We start from the raw sequence: 21,996 nt of genomic DNA, 5'->3' as shown, positions 1-21,996 counted from the left end.
CGTTGTAACCGTAGGGTGATCCCTACGGTTTTAATGCGGTGATGTAGCTATCCAACAATGGTACATCTGCCGGAGCCAGCGGGTAATCGTAAGCTTGTTCCGGTGCTAGCCAAATAAGGGCCGAATGACAGCGAGTTTGTAGTTCACCGCTAAAATTAGCAACTCGCCAAGCGTGCAGACGGATAACCCGTTCACCCTGTTGCCACTGATTACTGGCAACATAATCACCTACCGTAACGTTGATTCCTAACTCTTCATCCAACTCACGTGCTAGCGCTTGCGGTTGGCTTTCGCCAGTTTCCACCTTACCGCCGGGGAATTCCCATAAACCAGCCTGATCGCTATTGGCATCGCGCTGAGCCAGTAGAATTTGGCCGTCTCGTTCAATGATGGCGGCGACTACATCGATAATTTTCATTTTGATGTTCAAAGTAGAACCCCGATTTACATCGGGGTAAGGGGATTACAGCTTGAATTCAGCCCAGATAGGCGCATGGTCAGAAGGTTTTTCCATCCCACGGATTTGATAATCAATACCGGTTGCGATGCAACGTTCTGCCAGTGGGTTACTCGCCAGTAACAGATCAATGCGCAGACCGCGGTTGTCATCAAAGCCTTTAGAACGGTAGTCAAACCACGAAAACTCGTCGTTGCGGCCTGGGTTGGCGTGACGATAGGTATCAACCAATCCCCAGTTCAGCAGGCGATCCATCCATTCACGTTCTTCCGGCAAGAAGGAGCATTTACCGGTGCGCAACCAGCGCTTACGGCTATCTTCACCGATGCCAATATCGTCGTCAGTGGAGCTGATATTCATGTCGCCCATGATTAACACTGGCGATTCGGCGGAAAGGTCTTTCTCAAGATAGCTTTGCAAATCCTGATAAAAACGGGTCTTGGCCGGGAATTTGATCGGGTGGTCGCGGCTTTCGCCTTGTGGGAAGTAACCGTTAATCACCGTCAGCGTGCCCTGTGGCGTTGCCAGATCGGCCATGATGATGCGGCGTTGAGCATCTTCTTCATCAGTCGGGAAACCACGACGCACGTCGAGCGGTTTTTCTTTGGTCAGCAGAGCAACACCGTAGTGGCCTTTTTGCCCATGATAGAACACGTGATAACCGTGTTGGCTGACTTCTTCCAGCGGGAACATATCGTCATGGACTTTGGTTTCTTGCAGGCCAATGACGTCTGGCTGATGCTGTTCAATAATCGCCGCAAGTTGATGCGGACGCGCGCGCAGTCCATTGATATTAAAAGATACAAACTTCATGAGCGGTGCCGTTTACGCGAGAAAAATGTGTTGTGATAGTAGCAGAAGTTGGCAGGAAATGTAACGTGAGCCAGCGGTTTACACCGCTGGACAAGGTTGGGTTATTTCGCCCAACGGTCGTAATTTTTCGGCTGATAGTCATCAAATTGTTGCAATAACGTCTGTGGCGACTCGCTGAGGTGCAAAGTGCCAAGATAATCGTGGCGCATAAAACCCTGATCGGCGACATGTTGCAGGAAACCATTGAGTGGTGAGTAGTAACCGTTGACGTCCAGTAGGCCGACGGGCTTGTTATGGTAACCAATCTGTCCCCAGGTCCAGATTTCAAACAGTTCTTCTAACGTACCGATACCGCCAGGCAGCGCAATAAAACCATCGGCTAATTCCGCCATGCGGGCTTTGCGGGTGTGCATATCCGGCACCACTTCCAGTTCGGTTAAACCACGATGCGCCGTTTCTGCTTCGACCAAACGTTCTGGGATGATACCCACCGCTTCGCCACCGGCTTCTAAAACCGCGTCGGCGACGATCCCCATCAATCCTTTTTTACCACCACCGTAGATTAAACGCCGGCCTTGAGTAGCCAGTGTGTGGCCTAGCTGGCGGGCGTTCTCGGCATAAGCGGGAGAGGCGCCTTCACTCGCGCCGCAAAAAACGCAGATATTGTTACGCATATAGAGGTTCCTTACTGCTTTCAAGAAGGAAGTGGTATAGCGGATTCTTGGGGGGAGTTCAAGGTTTTGGAGTGGATAAGGTGGTGATGTGATAGTTGTGAGTACTGAGTGGGAAGGATGACCGCGCTGAAGCGCGTTGTCTCGCTGACGCTCGACTCGAACCTTGTCGAAGCTTCTCATCCTTCCCCAATACGGAGTTATATAGGACGAAGATGATGATGATTTTAAACTTGGGGGGGGAATATAAGAGATGGTGGTGGGGGAAGGATTACTCGTCGCTGCGCTCCTCGCCCTTCGGGCCGCGCTGAAGCGCGTTGTCTCGCTGGCGCTCGACTCGAACCTTGGTCGAAGCTTCTCATCCTTCCCCAATACGGAGTTACATAGGACGATGATGATGATGATTTTAAACTTGGGGGAAATATAAGAGATGGTGGTGGGGGAAGGATTCGAACCTTCGAAGTCGATGACGGCAGATTTACAGTCTGCTCCCTTTGGCCGCTCGGGAACCCCACCATGTCAGACATGGTTTTCTAAATTGTGACCGAGAGTTCGGTTTACTGCACATCTTTCTGGCTAAGAGAAGATGGTGGTGGGGGAAGGATTATTCATCGCTTCGCTCCTCACCCTTCGGGTCGCGCTGGCGCGCGCTGTTTCGCTTCGCTCAACTCGAACCTTGTCGAAGCTTCTCATCCTTCCCTGTACGGCGCCTGTATTAGCACATTCGTTCAGTTCACCTTGTTGCCAAGGTTGAGGATGGTGGTGGGGGAAGGATTCGAACCTTCGAAGTCGATGACGGCAGATTTACAGTCTGCTCCCTTTGGCCGCTCGGGAACCCCACCACGAAATTCGTGGTTTAACGAATTTTTTATTCCAGAAAGCTGACCTGCTTTCTGTCTTGCCGTGACTGCATTTCTACTGTCTTGGTAAGCGGGGCGCATCATATCAAATGAAGCGTGGGTGTAAAGCATTGAAATGAAGAAAATGAATCGTTTGCCGGTTTTTTATTCGTGGTGGTGCGGGACTGAACAACCCGCCCACCACAAAGAAGCAATTACAAGATTACGGTGCGATTTCCATAAACAAACACCCGTTGTGTCAATACGTGATAGAGAGCACGGCTTAGGACATTTTTCTCTACGTCGCGGCCTGCGCGCATCATGTCATCGGCAGAGTAGGTGTGATCAACGTGGATCACGTCTTGCATGATGATAGGACCCTCGTCCAAATTATCATTCACGTAGTGCGCAGTGGCGCCGATGATCTTCACGCCGCGTTCGTAAGCTTGGTGGTAAGGGCGTGCGCCAATAAATGCAGGTAAGAACGAGTGGTGAATATTGATCACCTGATTCGGGTAGTGCTGTACGAACTCTGGGCTCAGCACGCGCATGTATTTTGCCAATACCACGTAATCTGGCATGAATTGATCGATTTGTTCGATCATCTTCTGATCGTGTTCTTCGCGTGTTAGCCCTTCGTGGCTCACTAAGTGGAACGGAATATCAAAACGCTCAACCAACGTTTGTAACGTGTCGTGGTTGCCGATGACTGCCGCGATTTCGACATCCAAACCGCCATAAGCGCTTTTCATCAACAAATCGCCCAAACAGTGCGCTTCTTTAGTCACCAGCACCACAATACGACGACGCCCTGCGCTATGCAGTTCGCGTATTGACCCTGTTGGCAAGGCGCTATCGAGATCGGCAAGCAGGGTATTATCGTTGAAAATCCCTTCCAGTTCGGTACGCATAAAGAACCGACCGGTAAGATGATCAACAAACTCATTGTTCTGAACGATATTCAATTCGTGCTTGTAGCAAATATTGGTGATCTTGGCGATCAACCCTTTGGCGTCTGGGCAAATGGTGCGTAGAATTTTTCTTTGATTATTTTGGTGTGGCATGGGGGTGTTGATCCTGTCTGATTCAGTTCTGTAGGCTGAGGGCTTAATGTCCACAACACTTCTTATATTTTTTGCCAGAGCCGCAAGGGCAAATAGCATTTCTGCCCGGTTGGGGTTTGGTGCCGTCGATATAATACCAACGTTGTTCTAAACGAAGGAAGCGGGAACGCTCGTGCATTGCTTGACGACTTTCCTCACCTTCATCGGTAAATTTCACGATAAATTCGACGAATCCTTCGTCAGGCTCGTTGCCTTCTTTTTCTTCGATTACGGTTAAACCGCTCCACTGAGTACCTTGGAAACTATCGATAATGGCAGTACGCCATTCGTTGGCGCTGCAGTTTGGGTGCCAAGTAGCGATCAGATAATCGGCGTTCTGTTTAACGTAGGCGCTATAGCGAGAGCGCATCAATTTGCCGGGCGTCGGGGCGGTTTGGCTGCCGTTTATGTAAGGTTCGCAGCATTCGCTATACTCCAGACCACTGCCGCAAGGACATAGTTCGGACAAAGTAACTCCTAAAATTGGCAGGTTTGGGGAAAACAAACTGGCGCTTAAAATAAGATTAGCGCATATGTTACCTAACATTCTTCAATCGTGACAATGTACTCTGCCAACAGGATTGGCACAATTCGCCCGAGTGTTAAGGTGGCATAGATGCGGCAAATAAAAATTGGGTTGGCATTAGGGGCTGGGGCGGCGAAAGGTTGGGCGCACATTGGCGTGATTAATGCCTTGAGAAAAATGGGCATTGAGGCTGAAATCGTGGCCGGTTGCTCCGTCGGGGCATTAGTCGGCGCGGCATATGCTAGCCATCGATTACCGGCAATGGAACATTGGGTTCGTTCGTTCAGTTATTGGGATGTCATCCGTTTGATGGATCTTTCCTGGCAACGCGGTGGGTTACTGCGCGGTGACCGGGTCTTTAACGCCGTTGGTCAATTACTTAAGGTCGATGATATTGCCGAGTGTTCATTGAAGTTTGGTGCGGTCGCGACCAACTTGAGTACCGGACGCGAACTGTGGATGACCAAAGGGGATATTCATCAGGCAATACGGGCTTCGTGCAGTATGCCCGGCTTGTTAGCTCCGGTTTGGTTCGACGGTTATTGGCTGGTAGATGGCGCGGTCGTTAACCCAGTGCCTATTTCACTGACTCGAGCATTGGGAGCCGATATTGTCATTGCTGTTGATCTGCAACATGACGCTCACTTGATGCAGCAGAATTTGTTTTCCGTCCGTAAAGAAAGCGAAGAGTCAGGTGAGAGTTCAGCACAAAATTGGCGTGGCCGGCTGCGTGGACGCATTGAACAGTTGACTCAGAAAAAATCGAGTATTAGCCCAACGGCGATGGAGATTATGAGTACCTCAATTCAAGTGCTGGAAAATCGGGTGAAACGCACGCGTATGGCGGGCGATCCGCCGGATGTGTTGATCCAACCTTATTGTCCGCAAATATCGACGTTGGACTTCCACCGAGCCGATGAAGCTATCGAAGCCGGGCGATTAGCGGTAGAAAAACAGTTAGAAATATTGCTGCCGTTAGTAAGACATAAATAGTTACCTGTATTTACGTGAATTTGAAAATGTAGGAGGAAATCTGACAGGCGTAAGTGACCATTATGAGCCACTATTAAGGGATGAAAAGGGGAGAGACTCGGCCAATGGCACTACCACTGATTAACAAGCATATTCTGATCGTTGAAGACGAACTGGTGTTTCGTTCGGTACTGGTCGCCTATCTAAAATCTCTCGGAGCAGAAACACATGAGGCCAGCAACGGCATACAGGCGTTGAGCATGGCTGATGAGGTTAACCCTGATCTGATTCTTTGTGACCTTGCTATGCCGGAAATGGGCGGTATTGAGTTTGTCGAACATTTGCGTTTGCAAGGGGTAAAGACGCCAGTATTGGTGATCTCGGCGACCGATAAAATGACCGATGTTGCCCAAGTCTTGCGCCTTGGTGTGCAGGATGTATTACTGAAACCGTTGGCAGATTTAAACCGATTGCGTGAAGCCGCCTTGGCCTGTTTGTATCCAAAGATGTTTACTTCGCCCGCCATCGAAGAGGTAGAACTATTTCAGGATTGGGATGAGCTCAGTAAAAATCCTTTAGAAGCCATGCGTCTACTCAAGCAATTACAACCTCCGGTTCAACAGACGGTAGCGCGTTGTCGGGTTAACTATCGCCAATTAACCTCTACAGAAAGTCCGGGGTTGGTGTTGGATATAGCGGCATTATCTGACAAGGATTTAGCTTTTTACTGTTTAGATGTTACTCGAGCCGGTGATAATGGCATATTAGCGGCATTGTTATTGCGTGCCCTATTTAATGGCTTGTTACAAGATCATTTGGCTAATCAACAGCACCGATTACCGCAAATGTCAGCATTGTTAAAACAGGTTAATCAATTATTACGGCAGGGGAAACTGGAGGGACAGTTCCCATTACTTGTCGGATATTACCACGCTGAATATAAGAACTTGGTGCTCGTTTCTGCCGGATTACATGCCGAGGTGAATACGGGGGACAATCATATCCATTTGAGTAATGGTGTGCCTTTGGGGACATTAGGCGCAACTTATATGAATCAAATCAGCCAGCGTTGCGCAGCATGGCAGTGTCAGGTATGGGGGGCTGGTGGGCAGTTGCGTCTGATGCTTAGTGCTGAATAAATGTTCACTCTGTGAAAGAAAATAGTATCCAATCTTAATTCTGTTATATCACTGGTTCTAAATTGAACTTATTAGAATTAGGTAGTTGTCCTAAACTTCCCCTATTTACACTTGGAGTAATACTCATCCAGTATAAGCTGGTATACTCCGGGATATTTTTTATGGTAGCGGAAGCTCACAAATTGAGCTCGTATCAAGAGAGGAAATAATGTCTGCGTTAAATCGTAAAGTTAAAAAAGCAGTGATTCCAGTTGCAGGTTTGGGGACTCGGATGTTGCCAGCGACTAAGGCTATTCCGAAAGAAATGTTACCGTTAGTAGACAAACCGCTTATCCAATACGTCGTCAACGAATGTATCAAGGCGGGAATCAACGAAATCGTGTTGGTGACTCACTCCTCTAAGAATTCTATCGAAAACCATTTTGACACCAGTTTTGAGCTGGAGGCGATGCTGGAAAAACGCGTCAAGCGCCAGTTGCTGGACGAAGTGCAGTCGATCTGCCCGAAAGGCGTTACCGTTATGCAGGTACGTCAAGGTGTCGCTAAAGGTTTAGGGCACGCCATTATGTGTGCCTATCCGTTGATCGGTGATGAACCTGTGGCCGTAGTGCTGCCAGATGTGATTCTGGATGAATACACTTCTGACCTGAAAAAAGACAACCTGCATGAGATGCTGCAGCGCTTCGAACAGACTGGCGTTAGCCAGATTATGGTTGAGCCAGTACCTCATAAAGATGTTGGTAATTACGGTGTCGCTGACTGCCAGGGTTATGATCTGCAACCGGGTGAAAGCACAGCCATGACCAGCGTGGTTGAAAAACCGTCGCCAGAGAAGGCGCCATCTAATTTGGCTATTGTTGGCCGCTATGTGCTCTCTGCGGATATTTGGGCTCTCTTGGCGAAAACACCGCCAGGTGCCGGTGACGAAATCCAACTTACCGATGCTATCGACATGCTGATGAAGAAAGAATCGGTTGAAGCTTATCACCTCAAAGGGGTGAGCCATGACTGCGGCAATAAGTTGGGCTATATGCAAGCTTTCGTCGAATACGGTATGCGCCACGCCAGTTTGGGCAAAGACTTCTCTCAATGGTTGAAACAAATCGTGGCGGCTGGAAAGCAATAAGTCCAGTGATTACTCTTAATTTGAAAAACTAGGATCTTTCAATGAAAGTAACCGTTTTTGGTATTGGCTATGTCGGCCTGGTACAGGCGGCAGTGTTGGCGGAAGTTGGCCATGACGTCATGTGTATCGATGTAGACGAAAAAAAAGTTGAGAACCTGAAAAAAGGGAATATCCCTATTTTTGAACCGGGTTTGACACCGTTGGTACAGCAAAACTACGAAGCGGGGCGCCTACATTTTACCACTGACGCCAAACTGGGTGTGGCGCATGGCACTATCCAGTTTATCGCTGTAGGGACACCACCCGATGAGGATGGCTCTGCTGACCTGAAATATGTTACTGCAGTTGCACGTACCATTGCTGAACACATGACCGATCGTAAAGTGGTCATTGATAAATCCACCGTACCGGTAGGGACAGCAGATAAAGTCCGTGAGGTAATGACTGCGACTTTGCAAAAGCGTGGTAGCTCACTGCCATTCGACGTGGTTTCCAACCCGGAGTTCTTGAAAGAAGGCGCGGCGGTCGCTGACTGCATGCGTCCTGAACGTATCGTTATCGGTACTGATAATAAAGATGTTATCGAACCTATCCGTGAGTTGTACGAACCGTTCAACCGTAACCACGATCGTATTATCTTGATGGATATCCGCAGTGCAGAGCTGACCAAATACGCAGCTAACTGCATGTTGGCCACCAAAATCAGTTTCATGAACGAAATGTCCAATTTGGCCGAAATGCTGGGTGCGGATATTGAAAAAGTTCGCCAAGGGATTGGTTCAGACTCCCGTATCGGTTACCACTTTATTTATCCTGGCTGTGGTTACGGCGGTTCCTGCTTCCCAAAAGATGTTCAAGCATTGATTCGAACCTCTGAACAAATTGGCTATCAACCGAAGCTGTTGCAGGCGGTTGAACAGGTGAACTATCAGCAAAAGAACAAACTCGGTCAGTTCATCGAGCGCCACTATGGTAAAGATTTGCAGGGTAAAACCTTTGCACTTTGGGGATTGGCTTTCAAACCTAACACGGATGATATGCGCGAAGCCTCTAGCCGCGTGCTGATGGAAACTCTGTGGGAGGCCGGAGCAACGGTTCAGGCGTATGATCCTGAAGCAATGAGTGAAACTCAGCGTATCTATGGTCATCGTGACGATCTGAAACTGATGGGCACCAAAGAAGCCGCGTTGCAAGGTGCGGATGCTTTGATTGTCTGTACCGAATGGCAAAGCTTCCGTGCGCCAGATTTTGATGCCATCAAAACAGCATTAAAAGATCCGGTAATTTTTGATGGACGTAACCTGTACGATCCAGAACGTTTGCAAGGGCGTGGTTTCACTTATTATGCCATTGGTCGTGGTGCTTCGATCCAACCGGTTGTTTAAGAGGTCACTATGAAATTTTTGGTTACTGGCGCGGCAGGTTTTATCGGTTATCACGTCGCAGAGCGTTTGTTGGCGGCGGGTCATCAGGTCGTTGGTATTGACAACCTGAACGATTATTACGACGTTAGCCTGAAAGATGCCCGACTTGCGCTGTTGGCGGATAAACCAGCGTTTCAGTTTTTCAAACTGGATCTAGCCGACCGAAGCGGTATTGCCGACCTGTTCGCGGAACATAAATTTCAACGTGTCATTCACCTCGGCGCCCAAGCTGGGGTGCGTTATTCACTGGAAAACCCGCTGGCTTATGCTGATTCAAACTTGGTTGGGCATTTAAATATCTTGGAAGGGTGCCGGCATAATAAAGTAGAGCATCTGCTCTATGCGTCATCGAGCTCGGTATATGGTTTGAATCGTAAACTACCATTTTCGACAGATGATTCTGTTGATCACCCGATATCGTTGTATGCGGCAACTAAAAAAGCCAATGAGCTGATGTCACATAGCTATTCGCATTTATATGGTTTACCTACCACGGGTTTGCGGTTTTTTACCGTTTATGGCCCGTGGGGGCGCCCAGATATGGCGTTGTTTAAATTTACCAAAGCGATATTGGCGGGTGAGAGCATTGATGTATATAACCACGGCGAAATGCACCGAGATTTTACTTACATTGATGATATCGTCGAGTCCATCGTCCGTTTGCAGGCTATTATCCCGCAACCGGATAGTCAATGGACCGTTGAGAGAGGTTCCCCAGCGACCAGTTCTGCACCATACTATGTTTATAATATAGGCAACAGCAGCCCGGTGAAGCTGATGGAATATATCAGTGCTTTGGAAAAGGCTCTGGGTATTACAGCGCATAAAAACATGCTACCGATGCAACCAGGCGATGTATTGGACACCAGTGCTGATACTGTCGAACTCTATAAAACCATCGACTTTAAACCTGAAACGCGTGTCGAAGACGGCGTTAAGCGATTTGTTGACTGGTACAAAGCGTTTTATCACATTTTGTAAATGTGTGGCATAAGGTAATTCAGGGGCTGAGCCCCTTTTTTACACCGTTGTGATTTGTACTGGTTGCAAGGTGATGAGGTATGCATTAATTCACCAGTCTTAAGGTTTAAGGAATATTCCTAATAACCATAACAAAAAGGCTCCCATAAGGGAGCCTTTTTGTTTTAGACAATAAAAAACTATTTCAGCAGGAAGTCTTCCAACTTTTTACCTTGCTCTTCGATAGCTTTCTTAATCACTGCTGGGGTACGGCCTTGGCCAGTCCAAGTTTTGTTTTCACCGTTTTCATCAATGTACGAATACTTGGCTGGACGTGCAGCGCGCTTGGATTTACCAGCGGCTTTAGTTGCAGCCATTGCATTCAGCAGTTCGTTTGGATCAATACCGTCAGCAATCAGCATTTCGCGGTATTGTTGCAATTTACGAGTACGTTCTTCGATTTCTGCTGCCGCTTGGCTATCTTCTTCGCGACGTTCGTTCACAACAACTTCCAATTTCTCCAGCATCTCTTCCAGAGTTTCCAGAGTGCATTCTCTAGCTTGTGCTCGCAGAGTACGGATGTTGTTCAAAATCTTTAATGCTTCGCTCATTGTACTGGTCTCAAATTATATTGGTGGGGGGGCGTCTGGATAATAATAGAGTGCTATTTTCTTTTCTGCAATAGCCAAATTGATAACAAAGCTCAATTTTACCTTTTTAAATACTATTATTCAGAACGACTCAGCTAATATCGGTTTGTGAGGCTAACTATTATCAACATCAAGTCCAGCCAAAATTTCAACAGGCATCGTGTGCTCTTCAGCCTAAAAAGCTTTTGTAGCTTAAGTTATTATGGTGTTTTATATCAATATTGCGATAAATTTTGTGGGCTTAATCACGTCAATAGATTTACTAACACCGTAAATCTTAGGGTTATACAAGTAAAGATTTCGTCAAGAAGTGTTCTGGTACTGGCAAACAGTCAATAAGGTCTATGCCTAATGGCATGGATTAAGATTAATACTGTTGTCTGTTCTCTTGATGGGGAGTGATGTCTTGGCAGTTATCCACAAAAGCATTAATGTTGATGGTAAATCATTAGCAATAATTAATAGTAACCGTTAGCCGACCTCATCCTGTAAATAGATGTAAAAATGGGCGGCTTACAGGATGAAATCTTTCGTTTGAAAGGTGGGGTATTCATCTATGAGATATTGTTCCGCTGACAAGCAGAGCCACGCTAGGTTATGGTACAATCGCTAATGGGATTGCAATCTGAATATTTCTTATACCATTGGAGCAACGGGCCCATGGCTCAACTTTATTTTTATTACTCTGCCATGAATGCGGGAAAATCAACCGCACTGTTACAATCTTCATATAATTATCAAGAGCGTGGTATGCGTACCTTGGTGTTTACCGCAGAAATTGATCATCGTTTTGGCGTGGGTAAAGTCAGTTCTAGAATAGGACTTTCATCTCAAGCTCAGCTTTATAATAACGAGACTCAGCTTCACTCGATGATTCATCAAGAACACCAGCAGCAAGCCGTCCATTGTGTATTAGTGGATGAAAGCCAGTTCTTGACCAGAGCCCAGGTTGAACAGCTTTGTGAGGTTGTCGATCAACTTGATATTCCGGTGCTGTGCTATGGATTACGTACCGATTTTTTGGGTGGACTATTTACAGGCAGCCAATATTTATTGGCATGGGCTGATAAATTGGTTGAGTTGAAAACTATCTGCCACTGTGGCCGTAAAGCAAATATGGTGCTGCGCTTAGATGAGCAGGGCAATGCTATGCAGGCCGGTGAACAGGTGGTGATTGGTGGTAACGAAAGCTATGTGTCTGTTTGCCGCAAGCATTATAAAGAAGCGATGCACTCTGAGTAACGGGCTCTAAATGCGCTAGAGACGTGTTTGGTGCGTTTCTGGTACATAGCTGGTGGTCATTAAGGGTTGTAACGAAAATCGCTTCTAGCGTTGTTTGGCTGCGATAGTTTATAGCGCTAATTCAGAGCAATAAAAAACCCGCCTCGGCGGGTTTTTTGTCAGTTCAGAGAACCATTACTTCTTGGTCTTCTTTTCTACTTTTGCAGCAACAGGGGCAGCGGCCACTTCTTCTTCGGCTTCACTGAATTTACGGCCGTAGAAGGTATCGAGCATGATGGTTTTCAGCTCGGAGATCAGTGGGTAGCGTGGGTTCGCACCGGTACATTGGTCATCGAACGCATCTTCAGACAATTTGTCCACTTTCGCCAGGAAGTCAGCTTCTTGCACGCCAGCTTCACGGATAGATGCAGGGATGCCCAATTCAGCTTTAATCTCGTCCAACCATACCAACAGTTTCTCGATTTTCTGTGCAGTGCGGTCGCCCGGCGCACTCAGACCGAGGTGATCGGCGATTTCAGCATAACGACGACGCGCTTGTGGACGATCGTACTGGCTGAAAGCCGTTTGCTTGGTTGGGTTGTCGTTGGCGTTGTAACGGATCACGTTGGAAATCAACATGGCGTTGGCCAGACCGTGTGGAATGTGGAACTCGGAACCCAGTTTGTGGGCCATAGAGTGACACACACCCAAGAAGGCGTTAGCAAATGCAATACCGGCGATGGTCGCAGCATTATGCACACGCTCACGAGCCACTGGGTTTTTCGCACCTTCTTTATAACTGGCTGGCAGATATTCTTTCAGCAGTTTAAGGGCTTGCAGCGCTTGGCCGTCAGAGTATTCGTTCGCTAGAACAGAAACGTAAGCTTCCAGTGCGTGAGTGACCGCATCCAAGCCGCCGAAGGCGCACAAGGATTTAGGCATGTTCATCACTAGGTTAGCATCCACAATCGCCATGTCTGGGGTTAATGCATAGTCAGCCAATGGGTATTTCTGACCGGTTGCATCGTCGGTCACTACCGCAAATGGCGTTACTTCTGAACCAGTACCGGAAGTGGTGGTGACGGCGATCATTTTCGCTTTCACGCCCATTTTCGGGAACTTGTAGATACGTTTACGGATGTCCATAAAGCGCAGCGCCAAGTCTTCGAAGTGAGTTTCTGGATGTTCGTACAGCACCCACATGATTTTGGCAGCATCCATTGGTGAACCACCACCCAGCGCAATGATCACGTCTGGTTTGAAGGAATTCATCTGCTCTGCACCTTTACGCACGATGCTCAGCGTTGGATCTGCTTCAACTTCGAAGAACACTTCTGTTTCAATACCGTGTGACTTCAACACTTTAGTGATTTGGTCAGCATAGCCGTTATTGAACAGGAAGCGGTCGGTAACGATGAAGGCGCGTTTGGCACCATCGGTTGCCACTTCTTCCAGCGCGATTGGCAGTGAGCCACGGCGGAAGTAGATTGATTTTGGAAGTTTATGCCACAACATGTTTTCTGCTCGCTTCGCTACAGTTTTCTTGTTGATCAAGTGTTTTGGACCGACGTTTTCAGAGATGGAGTTACCACCCCAAGAACCACAGCCCAGCGTCAGCGATGGCGCGAGTTTAAAGTTGTACAGATCACCGATACCCCCTTGAGAGGCAGGGGTGTTGATCAAGATACGTGCAGTTTTCATTTTCTCGCCGAAGTAGGCGACACGTTCCTGTTGGTTGTCTTGGTCGGTGTACAGGCACGAGGTGTGACCGATACCGCCCATTTCTACCAATTTTTCTGCTTTGGTAACGGCTTCTTCGAAAGTCTTGGCACGGTACATTGCCAGCGTTGGAGACAGTTTTTCGTGAGCAAACGGCTCGGACTCATCAACAACCTTAACTTCACCGATGAGCACTTTGGTGCTAGCGGGGACTTTAATACCGGCCATTTCAGCAATTTTCGGTGCGGATTGACCGACGATCGCCGCGTTCAGGCCGCCATTTTTCAGGATGATGTCCTGAACGGCTTTCAGTTCTTTGCCTTGCAGCATGTAGCCGCCGTGAGTAGCGAAACGCTCACGCACGGCGTCATAAACGGAATCAACCACGATGACGGACTGTTCGGAAGCACAGATAACGCCGCTATCGAAGGTTTTTGACATCAGAATAGAAGCGACAACACGTTTGATGTCTGCCGTTTCATCAACGACCACCGGGGTATTACCCGCACCAACACCGATAGCAGGTTTACCTGAACTATAAGCGGCTTTAACCATGCCCGGGCCACCGGTTGCCAGGATCAGGTTGATATCTGGGTGGTGCATCAGCTGGTTAGACAGGTCAACGGTAGGTTGGTCTATCCAGCCGATAATATCTTTTGGTGCACCGGCAGCAATAGCTGCTTGCAGCACGATATCTGCCGCTTTATTGGTAGCGTTCTTCGCACGAGGGTGCGGGGAGAAGATGATGCCGTTACGGGTTTTCAGGCTGATCAGTGCTTTAAAGATAGCGGTAGAGGTTGGGTTGGTGGTTGGAACAATACCGCAGATTAGACCGATAGGTTCTGCAATGGTGATGGTACCGAAGGTTTCGTCTTCAGACAAAATACCGCAGGTTTTTTCATCTTTATAGGCGTTGTAGATATACTCAGAAGCGAAGTGGTTTTTGATCACTTTGTCTTCGATGATGCCCATACCGGACTCTTCGACGGCCATTTTAGCCAAGGGAATACGTGCATCGGCAGCGGCGAGGGCGGCAGCGCGGAAGATTTTGTCAACTTGCTCTTGAGTGAAGTTGGCATATTCACGCTGGGCTTTTTTGACACGTGCAACAAGCTCGTTCAATTCAGCGACATTTGTTACAGCCATAATGCTCTCCTGATAAATGTTAAACTCTTTCAGTAAATAAGCCGTGCGAGCAACTAGTATAGACAGCTTGAGGAAAAACGTCTGTTAAAAACCAAGGCTTTTCCTGCATTTAGTGCTACATACTGCTGATTTACTTAAAGAGCTTTACCAAGCGCGAAATTGGTAGCAGGCAGTGAATGGAACCTTCATCCCTAAACTGTTCTACTCCCTGACTACGACTAAAAGCTTAACTATTCTTGGTTAATCATTTTGTGACATAAGTCATAAAATTCTCAAGCTGACACCTTTCAGCACGATTTGTATGATCGAGGTTCTGTGATTTTCATCACTCTTCTATAATAAGTGTTAAATCCTACACTAATTTTTCACAATGGCGCGATGTTTGGTTACAAATCATAAATGTAGCGAAAAATGTCATGGTTAAGTCATGGATTAGCAGTTGCAATTCCATTACATTAGCGCGCGTGGGCGTGTCTCTTTATTAAAGCTATTAACGTGGGGTCATTGTGGGCCAATCTTTATTGGATTTTTCTGGCTACATTAAGTTCTTTGTCGGCCTGTTTGCACTGGTGAACCCGGTAGGTATTCTGCCCGTCTTTATCAGTATGACCAGCTACCAAGCGGAAGTCGGGCGCAACAAAACCAATCTGACGGCTAACCTGTCGGTGGCGATCATTTTATGGACTTCATTGTTCCTCGGCGAAGGTATCCTGCATCTCTTCGGCATATCGATTGATTCGTTCCGTATTGCGGGCGGCATCTTGGTGGTGACCATCGCTATGTCGATGATCAGCGGTAAGTTGGGCGAAGATAAGCAGAATAAACAAGAGAAGTCCGAAAGCGCGATCCGCGAAAGTATTGGTGTCGTGCCACTGGCGTTACCGTTAATGGCGGGGCCGGGGGCGATCAGCTCCACGATTGTTTGGAGCTCGCGTTATCACACTTGGCCGAATCTGTTAGGTTTTTCAGTTGCGATTGCACTGTTTGCCTTCTGCTGTTGGCTATTGTTCCGCGCTGCACCACTGTTGGTGCGGTTGTTGGGGCAAACGGGCATCAACGTTATTACTCGTATCATGGGCTTGTTGCTGATGGCATTGGGGATTGAATTTATCGTTACCGGTATCAAAGCGATATTCCCAGGTCTGTTATAACGATCAAATTGAGTTGCGATGAGAATATCGCAACTCAATTCATTTTTAATTTTTAAAATTATTTTATTGTTCGCATTAATATAGTGCGCAATCTGAATAAATTTTTAGCAATTGCACTGCTATGTGGCATAAAACCTTGTTTGTTGCTCAATAAATCCTCAAGTCGCTATTTATAGCGTTTTTCTCTTGTCACTTTCTGACTTTCCTTCGCCATCAAAACCTATTTTGTTGTTAATTTAATCACATCATTCTGTAGGGCTTGTCTCGCTTTCATACAGGTGTTATTAGTGATTAAGCGCACATAGGCAGGTGTTTATTCTTCGAATGGCTAAATTGTTAATTTAATGTTTCTTTTTGGCGGCTGGGTGCTTGATTGATAGAACGGGATAAATTTTCACCCTTGTTTTATTCATTAAATTCATGTTGTTACGTTATCTTTGTGTGGCATTAATGAGTTGGTGCAAAGAGGCGTTAGTACCAATAAAAGAGAATTGCTTAACATTTCTGTAAAAATTATTGGCTATGGATTTTAGCTTCTGCTAATTTCCGAGCAACTTCTCTGCGGCTAATCCGTTACGTCGCTAAGTAAAGTAGGAATGATTTTTGCTGGTATCCGTTTATTTAGAATTCTTATAAATATTTCACAAAGATCGATAAGCCATGCTTGTTGGTGAAAAGGAGCCTCGACCATGCAGCAAACACTGAAGCGCACACCGCTAAATCTATTCATCATTACCAGCATGTTGAGTTTGGCGGTTATTAACTGCGCTCATGCGGTAGATGTGCCAGCTGGCGTACAACTCGCTGCGCAACAAAAGATAGTGATTAACAATGGTAGCGAAGTCGCTTCATTAGATCCGCATAAGGTCGAAGGCAGCCCAGAAAGTAATATTATTCTTAACCTGTTAGAAGGTTTGGTAAGTACTGATGCGAATGGGCATCAGGTTCCGGCGGTGGCAGAACGTTGGGAAAATAAGAATTATCAAAACTGGACCTTCCATCTGCGTCCTGATGCGGTTTGGAGCGATGGTTCCCCGGTCACTGCGCAAGATTTCGTTTATAGCTGGCAACGCTTGGCAGATCCAAAAATCGGCTCGCCATATGCCAGTTATTTGCAGTATGCCAAAATTGACAATGTCGACGATATTCTGACCGGCAAAAAAAGCCCACAAACGCTAGGTGTCAAAGCCATTGATGATAAAACGCTGCAAGTGACGTTGAGCGAGCCGGTACCGTATTTTGTCAGCATGCTGAGCCATACGTCGATGAAGCCGGTAAAACAGTCGGTAATCGAGAAGTTTGGTGATAAATGGACGTTGCCGCAAAACTATGTGGGTAACGGGGCTTATCGCTTGAAAGACTGGGTGGTGAACGAGCGTATTGTGCTGGAGCGCAGCCCAACTTACTGGAATAACAAAAAAACGGTCATTGAGCAGGCCACTTTCTTGCCGTTGACTTCCGAAGTCAGCGACATTAACCGCTATCGCAGTGGTGAGATTGATATCACCAACAGTGCGATCCCACCGGTTCTGTATGCAAAAATGAAGCGCGAAATTCCCGAGCAGCTTCATGTTAACCCGTATCTGTGTACCTTCTATTACGAAATCAATAATAAACGAGCTCCTTTCACCGATGAGCGAGTGCGTACAGCCATTAAACTGACGTTAGATCGTGACATTATTGCCAACAAGATTATGGGACAAGGTCAGATCCCGGCATACGGTTACACACCCACCTTTATTGACGGCGGTAAATTCACTAATCCGCAATGGGCGGGCTGGACGCAAGAAAAACGCAATGAAGAAGCGAAAAAACTGCTGACTGAAGCAGGCTATAGCACCGCCAACCCATTGAAATTCACCTTGTTGTACAACACGTCTGATCAAAATAAACAGCAGGCGATTGCTGCTGCTTCAATGTGGAAGAAAAACTTGGGTGCGGATGTCACATTGCAGAACCAAGAATGGAAAACCTCATTGGAAAGCCGCCATCAAGGGCAATATGACGTCGCACGTGCAACTTGGTGCGGTGACTATAACGAGCCAAGCGCCTTCCTTAATATGCTGCTCTCCAATAGCAGTAATAACACGGTCTTTTATAAGAGCTCGGTTTTTGATGCGTTAATGGCGAGCAGCCTGAAAGCACCGGATGCGGCGGCACGTGCAGTAATTTATCAACAAGCCGAAGCGGTGCTCGATAAAGACTCTGCTGTGATCCCGGTGTATTACCGCGTTAGCGCGCGCTTAATTAAACCGACGGTCGGTGGCTTCACCGGTAAAGATCCGCTGGATTATACCGACGTCAAAAATCTGTACATCATTAAGAAATAACAGGTATTACGACACGCAGCAGTAGTGAGTAATATCGGGATGTTGATTGCCGCTGCGTTCCACGGCAATCAATGACAACAAGGCTCGAATAACGAGCAACGCGGCCTCCACGAGAGGTTGTGATAATAAAAAACTGGAGTATATAAATGACCAACATCACGAAAAAAACGCTCCTGGCTGCCGGCATTGTTGCCGCTCTGGGAATGACAGTAACCGGAAGTGCTTTTGCGGCTGAAGTGCCTGCAGGCGTGCAACTGGCAGATGCGGCTAAACAGGTTTTGGTGCGTAACAACGGTTCCGAAGTGCAATCGTTAGATCCTCACAAAATCGAAGGGGTGCCAGAGTCCAACGTTTCTCGCGATTTGCTGGAAGGTCTGGTGATCAACGATCAAGACGGCAAGATCAACCCAGGCGTTGCTGAAAGTTGGGAAAACAAAGATTTTAAAGTGTGGACTTTCCACATCCGTAAAAATGCTAAGTGGTCAAACGGTGAACCCGTCACTGCACAAGATTTCGTTTATAGCTGGCAACGTTTGGCCGATCCAAAAACCGCCTCTCCTTACGCCAGTTATGTCCAATATGCACATATTACCAATATTGATGACATCATCAGCGGTAAGCAGAAACCAGACACTTTAGGTGTGAAAGCGATTGATGACCATACGCTGGAAGTCACTCTGAGTGAGCCGGTACCTTATTTGATTAAGCTGCTGGCACACCCGTCCATGTCACCGGTAAATAAAACCGCAGTTGAAAAATTTGGTGAGAAATGGACTCAACCAGCAAACTTTGTGGCTAACGGCGCCTACAAACTGAAAACTTGGACGGTCAACGAACGTATCGTTCTGGAGCGCAACCCAGAGTATTGGGACAATGCTAAAACTGTTATTAATCAGGTGACTTACCTGCCAATTTCCTCCGAAGTGACGGACGTTAACCGTTACCGTACTGGCGAAATCGACATGACCTATAACAACATGCCGATCGAACTGTTCCAGAAATTGAAGAAAGAAATCCCGAACGAAGTTCACGTCGATCCATACCTGTGTACTTACTACTATGAAATTAACAACCAGAAGTCACCGTTGACCGATGTACGTGTCCGTACTGCACTGAAACTGGGAATGGATCGCGACATTATCGTCAACAAAGTGAAGAATCAGGGCGATCTGCCAGCGTATGGTTACACCCCTCCTTATACCGATGGCGCGAAATTGACCCCACCAGAATGGTTTGGCTGGACACAAGAAAAACGCAATGAAGAAGCGAAGAAACTGTTGGCTGAGGCGGGTTACGGCCCAGATAAACCTTTGACGCTGAGCCTGTTATACAACACCTCTGATCTGCATAAAAAACTGGCGATTGCCGCATCTTCTATTTGGAAGAAAAACTTGGGTGTGAATATCAAATTGGTGAACCAAGAATGGAAAACCTTCTTGGATACCCGTCACCAAGGTAATTTCGACATCGCTCGTGCTGGTTGGTGTGCTGACTACAACGAACCAAGCTCCTTCCTGAACACCATGCTTTCCGACAGCAGTAACAACACCGCTCACTATAAGAGCCCTGCGTTCGACAAACTGATTACCGAAACGCTGAAAGTGAAAACTGATGATGAGCGTGCTGGTCTGTATCAGAAAGCCGAAGTGCAGTTGGATAAAGACTCTGCCATTGTCCCGGTTTATTACTACGTTAACGCCCGTTTGGTGAAACCTTACGTAGGTGGTTATACCGGTAAAGACCCGCTGGATAATATCCACGTCAAAGATCTTTATATTATCAAGCACTAGTGGCTGATGGCGGGGGAAATATCCTTCGCGTATTGATAATGATAAAGCTGAAGTAAAGGCTAAGAGGCTGCCATCCATGCAGGGTGGTAGCCTCAAGGATACAGGTACGGGCAATGTTAAAATTTATTTTTCGCCGCTGTTTGGAAGCGATTCCGACGCTGTTCATTTTGATCACCATTTCATTCTTTATGATGCGTTTGGCACCCGGAAGTCCGTTTACCGGTGAACGTGCGTTACCTCCAGAAGTGATGGCGAATATTGAGGCGAAATATCACCTCAACGATCCTATCTATAAGCAATATTTCAATTATTTGGGGCAACTTGCCCAAGGCGACTTTGGTCCCTCATTCAAATATAAAGATTACTCGGTTAACGATCTGGTCGCGGCTTCTTTCCCGGTTTCTGCCAAATTAGGTCTTGCGGCCTTTATTTTGGCTGTTGTGTTGGGAGTGAGTGCCGGAGTGATCGCAGCACTGAACCAAAACACCAGATGGGACTATACCGTCATGGGGTTTGCGATGACCGGGGTGGTTATCCCCAGTTTCGTGGTGGCACCGCTATTAGTCTTGGTTTTCGCCATTACTTTGAAGTGGTTACCGGGCGGTGGCTGGAACGGAGGTGCGCTGAAATTTATGATCTTGCCGATGGTGGCGTTATCACTGGCGTATATCGCCAGTATTGCGCGTATCACCCGTGGCTCGATGATTGAAGTTTTGCACTCCAACTTTATTCGTACTGCGCGAGCCAAAGGTTTACCGATGCGTCGCATCATCTTCCGCCATGCGTTGAAACCTGCTCTGTTGCCGGTGTTGTCCTACATGGGCCCAGCGTTTGTAGGCATCATCACTGGCTCGATGGTGATCGAAACCATTTATGGTCTGCCGGGCATTGGCCAATTGTTCGTTAACGGCGCATTAAACCGTGACTATTCACTGGTACTGAGCCTGACCATTTTGGTGGGCGGTTTGACCATCTTGTTCAACGCGATTGTGGACGTGCTGTACGCCGTTATCGATCCGAAGATCCGTTACTAACTGGAGCACGCAAATGATGTTGACGAAAAAGAATAGCGAAGCTCTGGAACACTTCGGCGAAAGGCTGGAAGTGGAAGGGCGTAGCCTGTGGCAAGATGCATGGCGTCGCTTTATGCAGAACCGTGCGGCAGTAAGCAGTCTGTTTGTTTTGGCCCTGATTACTCTATTTGTTGTGCTTGCTCCTTGGGTGTCGCAGTTTGCCTATGACGACACTGACTGGGCGATGATGTCGGCAGCGCCGAGCATCGAATCGGCGCACTATTTTGGTACTGACTCCTCCGGACGTGACTTGTTGGTGCGCGTGGCGATTGGCGGACGTATTTCGCTAATGGTTGGTGTCGCGGCGGCGCTGGTGGCGGTTCTGCTTGGAACGTTATACGGCTCACTGTCCGGCTATGTTGGCGGTAAAACTGACTCGGTCATGATGCGTTTACTGGAGATCCTCAACTCCTTCCCGTTCATGTTCTTCGTTATCTTGTTGGTGACCTTCTTTGGTCAGAATATTTTACTGATCTTTGTGGCGATTGGCATGGTGTCGTGGCTGGACATGGCGCGTATCGTACGTGGACAAACCCTGAGCCTGAAACGTAAAGAGTTCATCGAAGCGGCGCTGGTGGGTGGGGTTTCTACCCGTAACATCGTATTGCGCCATATCGTACCGAACGTGTTGGGCGTGGTGGTGGTGTATGCCTCTTTGCTGGTGCCGAGCATGATCCTGTTCGAATCCTTCCTGAGTTTCTTGGGTTTGGGGACGCAGGAACCGCTGAGTAGCTGGGGCGCGTTGCTCAGTGATGGCGCGAACTCAATGGAAGTTTCACCGTGGTTGCTGCTGTTTCCAGCGGGCCTCCTGGTTATCACTCTGTTTTGTTTCAACTTTATCGGCGATGGTCTGCGTGATGCCCTCGACCCGAAAGATCGTTAAGGA

General features: G+C 47.5%; 18 protein-coding genes, 2 tRNA genes and 2 other RNA genes. 11 read left to right on the top strand and 11 right to left on the bottom strand.

All coding sequences use genetic code 11. From position 1 onward, the window contains the following. Positions 1–22 precede the first annotated feature (22 nt). The 9 genes from AC3ISQ_RS11885 to AC3ISQ_RS11845 form a co-directional block, all read right to left on the bottom strand. Positions 23–418, bottom strand: a complete 396-nt coding sequence (locus AC3ISQ_RS11885) for a pyrimidine (deoxy)nucleoside triphosphate diphosphatase (RefSeq protein WP_489346700.1) — start codon at positions 416–418, stop codon at positions 23–25. Between the two features lie 45 nt (positions 419–463). After that, positions 464–1,270 carry an exodeoxyribonuclease III gene (gene xthA, locus AC3ISQ_RS11880; protein ID WP_489346698.1) on the bottom strand — a complete coding sequence of 269 codons (807 nt, stop codon included), beginning with the start codon at positions 1,268–1,270 and terminating at the stop codon, positions 464–466. A gap of 101 nt (positions 1,271–1,371) precedes the next feature. Next, a complete protein-coding gene (locus tag AC3ISQ_RS11875; protein ID WP_489346696.1) occupies positions 1,372–1,944 on the bottom strand; it encodes an LOG family protein in 573 nt (190 codons plus the stop codon). Between the two features lie 251 nt (positions 1,945–2,195). Then, a non-coding RNA gene (locus tag AC3ISQ_RS11870) (RtT sRNA) lies at positions 2,196–2,324 on the bottom strand. Between the two features lie 48 nt (positions 2,325–2,372). Beyond that, positions 2,373–2,457 (bottom strand) — tRNA-Tyr (locus AC3ISQ_RS11865). A 71-nt stretch (positions 2,458–2,528) separates the two neighbouring features. Next, a non-coding RNA gene (locus tag AC3ISQ_RS11860) (RtT sRNA) lies at positions 2,529–2,655 on the bottom strand. Between the two features lie 43 nt (positions 2,656–2,698). Beyond that, a tRNA-Tyr gene (locus tag AC3ISQ_RS11855) sits at positions 2,699–2,783 on the bottom strand. A 212-nt stretch (positions 2,784–2,995) separates the two neighbouring features. Then, positions 2,996–3,844 (bottom strand): formyltetrahydrofolate deformylase, encoded by an 849-nt coding sequence (gene purU / locus AC3ISQ_RS11850; RefSeq protein WP_489346694.1) that lies wholly within the window; start codon positions 3,842–3,844, stop codon positions 2,996–2,998. Between the two features lie 43 nt (positions 3,845–3,887). Beyond that, complete coding sequence (locus AC3ISQ_RS11845) at positions 3,888–4,352, bottom strand: YchJ family protein (RefSeq protein WP_489346692.1); 465 nt, start codon at positions 4,350–4,352, stop codon at positions 3,888–3,890. 147 nt (positions 4,353–4,499) lie between these two features. Here AC3ISQ_RS11845 and rssA point away from each other — a divergent pair, with 147 nt between their 5' ends. From rssA to AC3ISQ_RS11820, 5 genes are all read left to right on the top strand, one after another. Next, on the top strand, positions 4,500–5,402 hold the full coding sequence (gene rssA / locus AC3ISQ_RS11840; RefSeq protein ID WP_489346691.1) for a patatin-like phospholipase RssA: 903 nt from the start codon (positions 4,500–4,502) through the stop codon (positions 5,400–5,402). 104 nt (positions 5,403–5,506) lie between these two features. Further along, a complete protein-coding gene (gene rssB, locus AC3ISQ_RS11835; protein WP_489346689.1) occupies positions 5,507–6,520 on the top strand; it encodes a two-component system response regulator RssB in 1,014 nt (337 codons plus the stop codon). A 208-nt stretch (positions 6,521–6,728) separates the two neighbouring features. Next, positions 6,729–7,646, top strand: a complete 918-nt coding sequence (gene galU, locus AC3ISQ_RS11830) for a UTP--glucose-1-phosphate uridylyltransferase GalU (RefSeq protein ID WP_489346687.1) — start codon at positions 6,729–6,731, stop codon at positions 7,644–7,646. A gap of 41 nt (positions 7,647–7,687) precedes the next feature. Beyond that, positions 7,688–9,031: a UDP-glucose dehydrogenase family protein gene (locus AC3ISQ_RS11825; RefSeq protein ID WP_489346685.1), complete on the top strand. Its 1,344-nt coding sequence runs from the start codon at positions 7,688–7,690 to the stop codon at positions 9,029–9,031. Positions 9,032–9,040: 9 nt separating this feature from the next. Further along, entirely contained in the window at positions 9,041–10,051 is a 1,011-nt protein-coding gene (locus AC3ISQ_RS11820) for an NAD-dependent epimerase (protein WP_489346683.1), read from the top strand. A gap of 179 nt (positions 10,052–10,230) precedes the next feature. On the opposite strand, the gene hns is transcribed toward AC3ISQ_RS11820, so the two are convergent. After that, the gene (gene hns, locus AC3ISQ_RS11815) at positions 10,231–10,641 is read right to left on the bottom strand and encodes a histone-like nucleoid-structuring protein H-NS (RefSeq protein ID WP_489346681.1); all 411 of its coding nucleotides are present in this window, start codon (positions 10,639–10,641) and stop codon (positions 10,231–10,233) included. 699 nt (positions 10,642–11,340) lie between these two features. On the opposite strand from hns, the gene AC3ISQ_RS11810 reads away from it, so the two are divergent. After that, positions 11,341–11,922 (top strand): thymidine kinase, encoded by a 582-nt coding sequence (locus AC3ISQ_RS11810; protein ID WP_489346679.1) that lies wholly within the window; start codon positions 11,341–11,343, stop codon positions 11,920–11,922. A gap of 174 nt (positions 11,923–12,096) precedes the next feature. Here AC3ISQ_RS11810 and adhE read toward each other — a convergent pair whose 3' ends face one another. Continuing rightward, positions 12,097–14,766, bottom strand: a complete 2,670-nt coding sequence (gene adhE, locus AC3ISQ_RS11805) for a bifunctional acetaldehyde-CoA/alcohol dehydrogenase (protein WP_489346677.1) — start codon at positions 14,764–14,766, stop codon at positions 12,097–12,099. A 506-nt stretch (positions 14,767–15,272) separates the two neighbouring features. Between adhE and AC3ISQ_RS11800 the strand changes: the two genes are divergently transcribed. The 5 genes from AC3ISQ_RS11800 (at position 15,273) to oppC (ending at position 21,993) form a co-directional block, all read left to right on the top strand. Further along, positions 15,273–15,917: a YchE family NAAT transporter gene (locus tag AC3ISQ_RS11800; protein WP_489346675.1), complete on the top strand. Its 645-nt coding sequence runs from the start codon at positions 15,273–15,275 to the stop codon at positions 15,915–15,917. 689 nt (positions 15,918–16,606) lie between these two features. After that, complete coding sequence (locus tag AC3ISQ_RS11795) at positions 16,607–18,247, top strand: ABC transporter substrate-binding protein (protein WP_489346673.1); 1,641 nt, start codon at positions 16,607–16,609, stop codon at positions 18,245–18,247. 146 nt (positions 18,248–18,393) lie between these two features. Continuing rightward, a complete protein-coding gene (oppA, locus tag AC3ISQ_RS11790; RefSeq protein WP_489346671.1) occupies positions 18,394–20,037 on the top strand; it encodes an oligopeptide ABC transporter substrate-binding protein OppA in 1,644 nt (547 codons plus the stop codon). A 113-nt stretch (positions 20,038–20,150) separates the two neighbouring features. Further along, a complete protein-coding gene (oppB, locus tag AC3ISQ_RS11785; RefSeq protein WP_489346670.1) occupies positions 20,151–21,071 on the top strand; it encodes an oligopeptide ABC transporter permease OppB in 921 nt (306 codons plus the stop codon). 13 nt (positions 21,072–21,084) lie between these two features. Beyond that, the gene (gene oppC, locus AC3ISQ_RS11780) at positions 21,085–21,993 is read left to right on the top strand and encodes an oligopeptide ABC transporter permease OppC (protein ID WP_489346668.1); all 909 of its coding nucleotides are present in this window, start codon (positions 21,085–21,087) and stop codon (positions 21,991–21,993) included. The last annotated feature ends 3 nt before the right edge of the window (positions 21,994–21,996 follow it).

Source organism: Serratia sp. KH_031 (assembly GCF_057839655.1).
The sequence above is the reverse complement of the archived record's forward strand: the minus strand, read 5'-3'. Positions and strand labels throughout refer to the sequence as shown.

Excerpts from the sequence above, each read along its gene's own strand:
- rssA (WP_489346691.1), top strand. The coding sequence starts at position 4,500 with ATGCGGCAAATAAAAATTGGGTTGGCATTAGGGGCTGGGGCGGCGAAA.
- AC3ISQ_RS11810 (WP_489346679.1), top strand. The coding sequence starts at position 11,341 with ATGGCTCAACTTTATTTTTATTACTCTGCCATGAATGCGGGAAAATCA.
- oppC (WP_489346668.1), top strand. The coding sequence starts at position 21,085 with ATGATGTTGACGAAAAAGAATAGCGAAGCTCTGGAACACTTCGGCGAA.
- AC3ISQ_RS11885 (WP_489346700.1), bottom strand. The coding sequence starts at position 418 with ATGAAAATTATCGATGTAGTCGCCGCCATCATTGAACGAGACGGCCAA.
- AC3ISQ_RS11820 (WP_489346683.1), top strand. The coding sequence starts at position 9,041 with ATGAAATTTTTGGTTACTGGCGCGGCAGGTTTTATCGGTTATCACGTC.
- rssB (WP_489346689.1), top strand. The coding sequence starts at position 5,507 with ATGGCACTACCACTGATTAACAAGCATATTCTGATCGTTGAAGACGAA.
- purU (WP_489346694.1), bottom strand. The coding sequence starts at position 3,844 with ATGCCACACCAAAATAATCAAAGAAAAATTCTACGCACCATTTGCCCA.
- oppB (WP_489346670.1), top strand. The coding sequence starts at position 20,151 with ATGTTAAAATTTATTTTTCGCCGCTGTTTGGAAGCGATTCCGACGCTG.
- adhE (WP_489346677.1), bottom strand. The coding sequence starts at position 14,766 with ATGGCTGTAACAAATGTCGCTGAATTGAACGAGCTTGTTGCACGTGTC.
- galU (WP_489346687.1), top strand. The coding sequence starts at position 6,729 with ATGTCTGCGTTAAATCGTAAAGTTAAAAAAGCAGTGATTCCAGTTGCA.
- xthA (WP_489346698.1), bottom strand. The coding sequence starts at position 1,270 with ATGAAGTTTGTATCTTTTAATATCAATGGACTGCGCGCGCGTCCGCAT.
- AC3ISQ_RS11825 (WP_489346685.1), top strand. The coding sequence starts at position 7,688 with ATGAAAGTAACCGTTTTTGGTATTGGCTATGTCGGCCTGGTACAGGCG.
- AC3ISQ_RS11795 (WP_489346673.1), top strand. The coding sequence starts at position 16,607 with ATGCAGCAAACACTGAAGCGCACACCGCTAAATCTATTCATCATTACC.
- oppA (WP_489346671.1), top strand. The coding sequence starts at position 18,394 with ATGACCAACATCACGAAAAAAACGCTCCTGGCTGCCGGCATTGTTGCC.
- hns (WP_489346681.1), bottom strand. The coding sequence starts at position 10,641 with ATGAGCGAAGCATTAAAGATTTTGAACAACATCCGTACTCTGCGAGCA.
- AC3ISQ_RS11875 (WP_489346696.1), bottom strand. The coding sequence starts at position 1,944 with ATGCGTAACAATATCTGCGTTTTTTGCGGCGCGAGTGAAGGCGCCTCT.